This is a genomic window from Geomonas diazotrophica (genome assembly GCF_018919385.1).
GTDB lineage: Bacteria > Desulfobacterota > Desulfuromonadia > Geobacterales > Geobacteraceae > Geomonas > Geomonas diazotrophica.
This window is the reverse complement of sequence record NZ_JAHLMF010000032.1, coordinates 1-9,342: the sequence shown is the minus strand read 5'-3', so window position 1 is coordinate 9,342 and position 9,342 is coordinate 1. Positions and strand designations below refer to the sequence as shown.

At 52.2% G+C, this 9,342-nt stretch carries 8 protein-coding genes; 4 read left to right on the top strand and 4 right to left on the bottom strand.

What is annotated here, in order from left to right; all coding sequences use genetic code 11:
• Positions 1 to 92: 92 nt before the first annotated feature.
• Positions 93 to 911, bottom strand: a complete 819-nt coding sequence (locus KOM00_RS20320) for a metallophosphoesterase (RefSeq protein WP_216500842.1) — start codon at positions 909 to 911, stop codon at positions 93 to 95.
• A 410-nt stretch (positions 912 to 1,321) separates the two neighbouring features.
• Here KOM00_RS20320 and KOM00_RS20315 point away from each other — a divergent pair, with 410 nt between their 5' ends.
• Positions 1,322 to 1,630, top strand: a complete 309-nt coding sequence (locus KOM00_RS20315) for a hypothetical protein (protein WP_216500841.1) — start codon at positions 1,322 to 1,324, stop codon at positions 1,628 to 1,630.
• Positions 1,631 to 1,636: 6 nt separating this feature from the next.
• Positions 1,637 to 1,807, top strand: a complete 171-nt coding sequence (locus KOM00_RS20310; RefSeq protein ID WP_216500840.1) for a hypothetical protein — start codon at positions 1,637 to 1,639, stop codon at positions 1,805 to 1,807.
• A gap of 46 nt (positions 1,808 to 1,853) precedes the next feature.
• Here KOM00_RS20310 and KOM00_RS20305 read toward each other — a convergent pair whose 3' ends face one another.
• The 3 genes from KOM00_RS20305 to KOM00_RS20295 form a co-directional block, all read right to left on the bottom strand.
• Entirely contained in the window at positions 1,854 to 2,603 is a 750-nt protein-coding gene (locus KOM00_RS20305; protein WP_216500839.1) for a metallophosphoesterase family protein, read from the bottom strand.
• Between the two features lie 241 nt (positions 2,604 to 2,844).
• Complete coding sequence (locus KOM00_RS20300; protein ID WP_328758902.1) at positions 2,845 to 3,153, bottom strand: integration host factor subunit alpha; 309 nt, start codon at positions 3,151 to 3,153, stop codon at positions 2,845 to 2,847.
• A 228-nt stretch (positions 3,154 to 3,381) separates the two neighbouring features.
• Positions 3,382 to 3,720: a hypothetical protein gene (locus tag KOM00_RS20295; protein ID WP_216500837.1), complete on the bottom strand. Its 339-nt coding sequence runs from the start codon at positions 3,718 to 3,720 to the stop codon at positions 3,382 to 3,384.
• Between the two features lie 68 nt (positions 3,721 to 3,788).
• Here KOM00_RS20295 and KOM00_RS20290 point away from each other — a divergent pair, with 68 nt between their 5' ends.
• Both KOM00_RS20290 and KOM00_RS20285 read left to right on the top strand, forming a co-directional pair.
• Positions 3,789 to 3,926 (top strand): hypothetical protein, encoded by a 138-nt coding sequence (locus KOM00_RS20290; RefSeq protein ID WP_216500836.1) that lies wholly within the window; start codon positions 3,789 to 3,791, stop codon positions 3,924 to 3,926.
• A 3,301-nt stretch (positions 3,927 to 7,227) separates the two neighbouring features.
• The gene (locus tag KOM00_RS20285; RefSeq protein ID WP_216500835.1) at positions 7,228 to 8,079 is read left to right on the top strand and encodes a hypothetical protein; all 852 of its coding nucleotides are present in this window, start codon (positions 7,228 to 7,230) and stop codon (positions 8,077 to 8,079) included.
• Positions 8,080 to 9,342 lie beyond the last annotated feature (1,263 nt).

Sequence of the window (9,342 nt, the reverse complement as noted above, 5' to 3'; positions counted from 1 at the left end):
GATGAGGCTTATTTCGAAGGACTTGAGAACCTGAGGCCGGCAGCCTGACGCCGGTAATTCCCACATCGACGGGACATTGCTTATTGCGCCCATCAGGCTGTCTCACAAACCCCGGCCACCTCAATCTTAAGCCTGTACTCGAAATCGGGATTCTCTTCCCGACGCAAATATCCGAAAGGATTGCAATAGACCCTAGTCCGCCCAATTTTATAAGCGAACGAATTGTGTGTATGGCCGTGGATCCAGATATCTGGTTGGGTGTTGTTGATTTCTTCTTCCAGGTTAGTGACGAAGGCAGCGGTAAGCGGATCCTGGGCGTACTGCGGATGCACGCTTTGTTGCGAGATTCCATGGTGTGTCAGAACTACCACTTTATTACCACATGTTTTCGCCTCGCGGATTTCCTGAAAGATAAAACGTTTGGCCTGCTGGTGCATGGCCACTGTTTCGCCAGGAGTGAGTGGTGATCCATCAGGATGCAGGATGACTCGGAAATCGTTCATGCCGCGGCGAGCCGCTTCCATTGCGGCGGGGGCTCCGTCGCTGAAAGATGTCCAGAGCACCCCCCCAACAAAAGCAACCTCGTCGATGTCGATCCGCCCGTCAACGAGAACATGAACGTTTTGTGGGAGTCCTTGTCCACCAAGCCAAGCCTTTTCCTGACCGATAACCCGATTGTAATAGTATTCGTGATTCCCCGGAACACAGACTACTGCTCTGTATCGTCGAGCGAGAACACACAGCGCTTGCTGCCAGGTTTCAGGCCGGTGAAAAAGCCCAAGATCGCCAGCAATGCAGAGAACAGACCGGCTCCTCTTCACACCATTTGTAAGTTTGGCGAGGAACGTTTCGGCGTCATAAGGGGGTCTAAAAAATTCGGAATGAATGTCAGAAATTATCTGTATTTTCAATGTATATCCTCTTCGACCTCCTCGAGGTTTACCACAATTCACAGCTCTGTAGAATAGAATCTTTTTCATACATATATAACCAGTAGGTATTGACAAACAAGAGTCGCTACGGCATGGATAGAAGCAGACAAAAAATAGTGGCAGAGTTGGACTAAAAGGGGTGATTTAATGCTAGGTAAACCGAAGAGGTCAATGATAGCTGCAACGGATGAACTTGCCTCTCAGACACCACCGACAGAGCCACGGAAAAAACTAAGAGGCCGGCCACCCCGCAAACAGCCGTGCACGAAAATCACACTTGAACTCCCAACCGCGCTCCTGGAGCATCTGCAGGAGCTCGCTGACGAAAGGACCGGTGGGAACAGGACCATGTTGATCGAAAGGATACTTTCCGGGAAAATGGTGGCCCGATGAAAAAAGTTAAGGGCTTTTGGGTAAAAGAACCTGGGGAGGACCGTGTTGGCTCCGGCAAAACCATTATAATCCTGCCCAAAAAGAAAAAGGTGCGGACAACAACAAAGCCGAAGCTGGTCCTAATCAGCAAACGAAGCAAAAGAATCGATGGGGATATAAAATGCGCAAAGTGCGGCGTTGTGCATAACCCGGGGTGGGAGTATGCAGAAAGTAGCCATGGGAGGGTAGTGATCTGCACTTATTGTAAGCCAACCAAAGCCTTCGTAAGGTTTACCAGTGGGAGTTTCGAATCCGGAAGGAGATAAAAAACAATGGGGAAGTATACTGCGGAAGAACTCGAAAAGATGATCCATGACTACGTGGAATACTGGTCTGATCCTCTGGGTAAAGGGGATATGGACGTGGCGGCTGCAAACCGATTGAAACAGGAGGCTTTGCCAATCGCCCAGCAGCTGCTGGCGGTCCTCAAGAAGGAGCAGTAAGTCGTACCAGGAAGGCCTGGCAGGCCCCGAGGTAACAAACCTCGCTCTACAAAATACGGGCAAATTCGGCTCTTTTAGTATCGTAAATCCAGCATCCCTCATGGGTGGCGACGTTTATCCAGGGCGCCGAGATTCCACTACCGACGAGATCGACGCTCACCCCTTTTATGGGCCGATCGTTAGGCGAATGACCGAAAATCTGAGGCAGTAGGTGTGATGGTTGTGACTGTTCCCTTTCTGCGTCAAACCAAAAAATTCCACCAAAGCCGTCTGTCCCACCACGAGAAACAGAGATACTAAATAGAGAGCCGTGCCCGTAGCGCGGCCGTTCTTTTGTTTCGACATCGATGTTTTCCACTCTGGACTCCCGGATGAATTCTTCGTTTATCCACTTCGCCACCGCTTCAACACCTATAGGCAGGATATTTTGTGGCATCCGGCGAGCGAGGCCTGGTGCTATCCCAGCATGCGTGCATAGCCAGCCGTCGATGGCATAAGCTGCGGAAAACCGATCCCGGGCCAAAGCGAATTGTTTGCGGAAAGCAAATTCATCGAAATTACTGAAGCTTTTCCAAGGCCGTTCTGGGAGGTAGGCGAGGTCGTGGTTACCCCAAAGGAGAACCGAGTCGGATTCAAGCAAGAGGTCGAGGCACTCAGCTTCCTTTTCGAAAGAAGGTGGCTTATGACTACCATCGACCAGGTCGCCCAAGCAAACATGCAGCTCTGCCGGTTTGTGCTCGAGAAAAGCCCGTGCTGCGGCTGGATCGCCGTGTATGTCACTTGCTATAATTGCCATTTTCAGGTCCTAATCTCGAAAAACATCCTTGGCGACATGCTGCACATGCCGAAGCGGATCGTGACAACTCTCCCCCCATCATGGTGAAGAGGTTGCCACGTCGGCTCCACTCTTATGGCAAGAACAGTGGTGAATTGGGCGACCACTTCTCCGACCACTATCAACCTCGAACCGGCCAACCCCGCGGATCGGAGGGAGGTGCGGATGCGGTTTGGAAAGGAAGGCGCAAAGCCGTTCTTGCTTAGCTATTTCCAGTATTAACCCTTAATTTGAGGGTCGGGGAGGGCTTAAAGCTGAGCACTTTGCGTCCCTCAATTGTTATCATCTCACCTGTCTGTGGGTTTCTGCCTACTCTTTCGTTTTTGGCTTTTACTCCCCACTTTCCGAAACCCGAAACCTTCAATTCTTCGCCACTTACAAGGGTATCTTTCATCACTTCAAGGAGAGTCTCCAATGTATCGACGGCCTCAGCCTTCGTCATAGATGTGCCGTTTTTTATGGCTTCCACTAGGTCGTTTTTGGTCATTTCTGCTCCGGTACGTGTAGTGATTATAAGAAACTGCGGGAGCTAAAATCGCCATTTTTGAAGGGAAAAGCAACCCGTTTTTTCGAGGTTTGGACTTGCTGTTGTTTTTCATAAATTGGCCCTTCCAGGGCAAGGTTTTTTGTCAATTCTTTTTTTGGCTTTTGTATGACGCTGTATACGGCTGTAATTATTGGGTTATACCCCAATTCCGATGGACGTTGTATTACAATGTCTACAAATTGTCACACGGGTTTAACCTGTTGAAATCCTCCGGAGAATTACCGCTTCTGTGGTGGGGTTTGTAGACAGGCCATTCCGCACAGCGGTAGCATGATGTCTGACAAGATTCGGAGGCTTTTTGCTTCTCTCTGCCCCTCCCCTGTTTTTCACCTTCCTCACCGTCTTTCTCGCCTCTCTTGCACCACCACCTGTTGCTGCTCCCTCCCCCAATTCAACGGCCATACTGAACGACCTCAACAGGACACTATCCACTACTACAACCTTATCATATCCATGAACGAGATGATTAACCAGCTCCTTGACAATCTCTCTGTCTAACAACGGACCAATTTTGTCTGCCTGAGTAGGCATACCCAATCATTAGCAGTGACGACCAGGACGACCTGGCCATCCCACCGAAAAGAGGAGCAACGAGAGAAATGAAAAACAAACTTGAAAAGCTAATCCTTGAGGTCATCATCGGCATCATCAAAACCCACGTGATCCCCCTTTGTGACCCCACTTGCCTAACCATGGTATGGCACTGGCTGCAGGCCTGGCTTTCGACCGGGATGTAGGCCACCTCCGGATCCGGCCAAAGTCCACAGAGGAGAACCGGGGAGCCCACAGGAACGACGCCGCCGGGACCAAGGGAGAGAGAAAGAAGAGAGGATCCGGAGAACGGAAAAAGGGAAAGGGCACAGGAAGAGGGAGAGCGGAAAAATTTCGGGCGCGGCCGTATGGTTCGTAGGGGGTCCGACAGGACCACCAGAGAACCATAGCTCTGAGGTTTTGGGGCGCGAGCGGGAGGGCGAGCGCTTACCGAGCCGTAGGCCGGCCTGCAGGCCGGGCGGAGGTGAAATCAGTGTGGAGCTTGAGGAGGACCTGGATCCGGAGCGCCGGGAGCGCGACGGGGGAGGGAAGTAAAGGAGGAGGTACGGAAGCGCCGGGGGACGGCAGGGACGGCCACCGGGGAGGGCACGAGGAGGAAGAGGAGGGACAGCGAGCTCGCAGCGAGCTGGGGGAAGCAGGGGAGGATGCGTGGATCTGGGGGAGGCTGGTGAAGGAAACCTGGGGGAGCGGGTGAGGCTCGAAGAGCAGAACCGGGGGAGTGAGACCTTGGGTGGTGGTGCGGACCAGGGCGGATGACCTGATCGGTGAGGCGCCGGCTGCACCCCGTGCGACGGTCCCGGCGGAGACCGCACCGGTGGTGATAGGAAGGAGCGAAACGATGACGCTGAGGCGGCCAAAACCCTGCCTTACGACCGGATCTGGAGGTCTGGGGCTCCCGGGCACAAAAAAGGCGCCTGCGGCGCCGTCTGGTGCCTTACGAACACATCGGAGGACAAGCCATGGCCGGTTCCTTGCGAAAGCAGAAAGCAAGTGGGTGCAAGTCGGCAAAAGCGGGAAGGCCTGGTGCCTTTCGGTGGACGTGCGCGTGCCGGTGCCGTTGGGGTGGGCAGGGGGTCAAGCCAGCGCCGGTTCCTTGCGAAAGCAGGAGGTGGTGAGGCTGGGGAATCTCTAGTTTCCACTTCTTCCGTGTGTTCGGCCTCTGCTGTGAGTCTTCATCCTGCTGCAGGTGATCGTGCTCCGTGGTGGTAGTTGTGCCTTGCGAAAAAGGTTGTGGACGTCGCGTCTACCGACGCCGTTGCCTTCTGTCTGTGCCGTACCCTCGCTCCACTCTGGCGCCTATCAAGTCGCCGACGTTTCGCTCTACCCTGCCTTTCGACTATCTCCCCTGGTCGTTCGTTCCCTCTCGTCTCTCTGTTCGTCCTCTTCTCCTGTCGTGCCGTGATGGTGAAGTGGCGGGTTGGGGGTGGCGATCTGCTCGGTGTGGAGATCTGTGCGTTCCTGAAGGCTTGTTGACCTGCGCGGGTCTGTGCCGTTGGGGTTGGCCGGGGGTAAAGCCGGCACTGTTCCTTCGAAAAGACTTGTGGGGGGACGGAGAATGCTCGGGAAGGAGGCCTGTGACTGGCGATCGGGAGAGGTGGCCCTGCGCGTCAATTCCTCAATCAGGGTACGGGAGCCCATCCATTTCAAATGCCTTAAAGGACCCCTCCAAAAAACCCGGGGTACGGGAGCCCACCCATTTCAAATGCCTTAAAGGAAAACCCTTCAAATAGGGTACAAAGCTCAGATGATATAAATGCCTTAGTAGCCCTTGAAAAAACGCTTGGGTACAAAGCTCAAAACACGTTGGGGTACAAAGCTGAAATGCTGTAGGGTACAAAGCCCGAAAAAAGGCACGATGCCAGACCATTAAACAGAGTCTTAGTGCGCCCTTTCAAAAACGTCGGGCACGATGCCCAAAAATAAAAAGGCACGTAGCCTTTTGATTTAAGAGAGGCTTAGTGCCAGGTGGCAAAAACCCGAAAAAGAGTTCAGTCTCGGAAAAAGGGCACGATGCCTTTTGGTTAAAGACTTACCCCCCCTAAAAGAGACCGGAGGGGCCCAGTCTGGTTTTGTGACGGTTGGGGGGGGGAGCCGAGGTGCTAGGAGAACACACATTCGTTCACATCTACCCCCCCCCAAAAAAAAATGACGCATTTGAACGCATTTGAACGCATTTGAACGCATTTGAACGCATTTGAACGCATTTGAACGCATTTGAACGCATTTGAGCGCATTTGAGCGCATTTGAGCGCATTTGAGCGCATTTGAGCGCATTCACGTACACTGCCCAAAAGGAACATTTGCGCAAGTAATATATTAAAGAAGTGGGTGCGGTTGTAAAGGCAAGGGAACATTTGCGCAACTATTAACAAAAGGAACATTTGCGGAAGTGTTTATGTGTAAAAACGGTCCTGATCCGGCACTGCAAAGGGCAGGTTTGCTTCCGTGTTAGATTAAAGCCTTGGATCTTATGAAAAAGCGTAAGGCAAGTTTGCTCTCGCGTTTACGCCTGCCCTACCGACCTCCGTTGCCGGCTGAAAAATGCGTCCTGCGTGAAGGGGCCGAATTGTACCGTGATATTAAAAGTGGTGCTGTCGTGTCCTCAGGGAAGGGGCCGATAGCTGAAAACGCCCCCCTGTTTTTCCCATGCTACGAAGGCCGAAAACACGGGTGCACTGGCTGGCCAGTCGGCTCCCCTAGCCCCTCCCACATTCTTGTACAGCAGCAAAACAGGTGTAGCCGTTATTGCCCCAGCCATCTATAAGAAAGCATCCAATTTGCAATTTATCGTGGCCATTCGTGGCCCAAACGTGGCCGCAGGTGGCCCAGGTGTGGCCATGGTAGGTCACACTGTTTAAATCATTCTAAGAATATCTCATTTTTCTAACACCAAAAATGAGATATTTCCGTGCTTTTACCGTTTCTTACGTTGCACGCCTGTTATAAAACCATGAATAAATATTGCTAGTTGCAAGGTGCGTGGCCACAGGTGGCCCACTTTTGAAGGGTTGATTCAGAAGCCGTACAGTCTGAACTCCGAGCGTTTTTGGCCTTTCCCTATTTTTCCTATTTTCATCTCGTCTCTCTATCTTCATTCTTTGCACTACCTTAAACCTGATGTTATAGAGATGATAGCATGGCGAACGAAAGCGGGATCAAATATCGCTTCGGGCTAGATGGGGCTGGCCAATTGGTCGATATCGCGGCGCCTGGTGTCCTCCGGGGGCAGGACTACACCTGCCTATCCTGCAACCGGGCGCTCCGGCCCGTCCTGGGAGAAGTTCGCCAGCGGCATTTTCGTCACCGGCACGACGCGGACTGCTCCCCGGAAACATACCTACACAACCTTGCGAAGCTCACCTTCTACAACACCTACCGTGCCTGCCTTGACACTGGAGAGCCCTACTGGTTCGAATACCCGGTGCGCCGGCGGTGCACATACTGCGCGGCCCATGTTCTGTCCCCGGGACAGTGGAGCGGACGGACTTGATACGCGTATACCCAGAGGTCTTTCTCGATCAGCGGGACGGCGAGTTCATCCCGGACATCCTTCTCCAGGGGGAGGGCGGCCACAAGCTCTACGTTGAGGTCGTGGTGACCCATTCTGCCGAGGAGAAAAAGCAGACATCCGGTGTGAGGATCCTCGAGGTTAAGATCGAGAGTGAGGATTACGTAGAGATGCTGCGTTCGGGAGTGCTCTCCCTCTCTGACGAACGCGTGCACGGTTACAACCTCCGCATGGTGCCGGCGGAAGGCGACTTCAAAGAAATGTGTCCGCAGGAAGGGCTCTTCTTCCATCTGGATGTGCACGGGGCGGCCAGCCAGGCTGGGATGAGCTACTCCGTATTGCCAGACCTGCAGGCCAAGGGCGGCTACATTGAAGCGATTCCCAACCTATCGCCCGAGGTCTTCCTTGGGTGGCTGAGGCATGTCCTTAACGAAGGAAGGGAGGTGCACCATTGCTGGCTATGCGTTCACCATGGCATGGAACGCCACATCAGCAACTGCGGTTATAACCAGAGTATCAGCGGCTACTGGCCGACGGGTGCTGTAGACTGCGAGTTCTTCAAGCGGTGGTCGGCGGAGCTTGTACCTGGCGTGCTTGACTGGGTGCTGGAGAATCTGCAGAAGAGGATGGCAAAGAGTGAACCGATGGCTATGGAGCCCACGGCTCCTCATCCGTTGGACTGGACTGGGAAATGTGAGCTCTGTGGGAAGGTGACCAGCGATTGGTACGTGTTCGATCGTAAGACCGGGAAGTGTAAGTGCAACGCTTGTGGGAGAGGAAAGGAGGCAGTTGGGGTAGAGGTGTTCGGGGTGGACTCTGAACCACCCTAGCCCCCACACTTCCGTGGTGGCTTTTTCCCACAAGGACAAGGGGCTCCAAATGCCAAAATCGCCCTTTAAACCCGCGATCTCCCCCTCCGCCCATACTCCGACCTGCTCAAATTGGAGATCGTGGCAAAATGATGGCATTTGGGTCGCCAAGTGACTTTTATTGAGCGCTGTTTGCCGCTATGATTTTAAGTTGCCGTTTTTGTTGCTAAATCCAATATTGCGCCATATGGGTCATATTATTTAAATTGCCGAGGGTTGGATGAAGCAGGCAATGACGCATTTGAGCGCATTTCTCTCTATCTCCCCCATTTTTCCCTAATGACTCCCAAATCCTTCCCTAATAGAGATTACTATGAAAACCTAGCATTTATAGATGCTTATCCGTGTCGGCTCCTTGCGCCTCAAATCTATAACCCTATAACATCCTATTTTTAAACATCATTTTTATTAGGGAAAAATTTGGAATTATCGTCTGTGAACACTTGCGTACACTTGTGAACGGTCTACACAACCGTTCACATCTCGTTTCCAACGCGTTTCAAACGCATTCAAACGCATTCAAACGCATTGCTCCTCTCTCCCCCATTTTTCCCTAATGACTCCCAAATCCTTCCCTAATAAAGATCGCTAGGGAAGTCTAGCAATTATAGATACTTATACGTGTCGGCTTCTGGCGCCTCAAATCTACAACCCTATAACATACTATTTTTAAACATTATTTTTATTAGGGAAAAATTTAGAAATACTGTCTATTTTTGTAAATTTAAAATTGACATGAAATCCGGCTTTCGGTGATATTTACTTATCAGATGGGAATGCCGAAAAATGGAGTGTTAGTAATGGCTGGTCGTCCGAAATCGCAAAATCCTCTGGGAGACAATGTTCCGGTACGGTTACCCTTTGAGGTAAAGGCTCAATTACAAGCAGAGGCTGACGAAAAAGGACTGCCGCTCTCAACGTACTGCCGCACAATTCTCATGGAACACTGCCGTTCTCACAAAACCACACGCTAAGGTATGAATCTGCTTCGAATTTTGACCCTGTATCGGCGTCCAATGGTGACCCAGTGCGCCGGGAGACCGGCAAGGAATAAGGAGTGAAAGTCTCCGACAGTAAAGGTTTAGCAAACCATGCTGTCCCCGAGTCATGCGCGGTGCACCGTGAGGTGCGGCGCGAAGCGTTGACAGGGGTGCGAGTAGGCCAGCCATTGAGCCGCGAAATAATTGTATTCCAGGGCGCCGACGCTTTTGGGTCTGCGGAAGG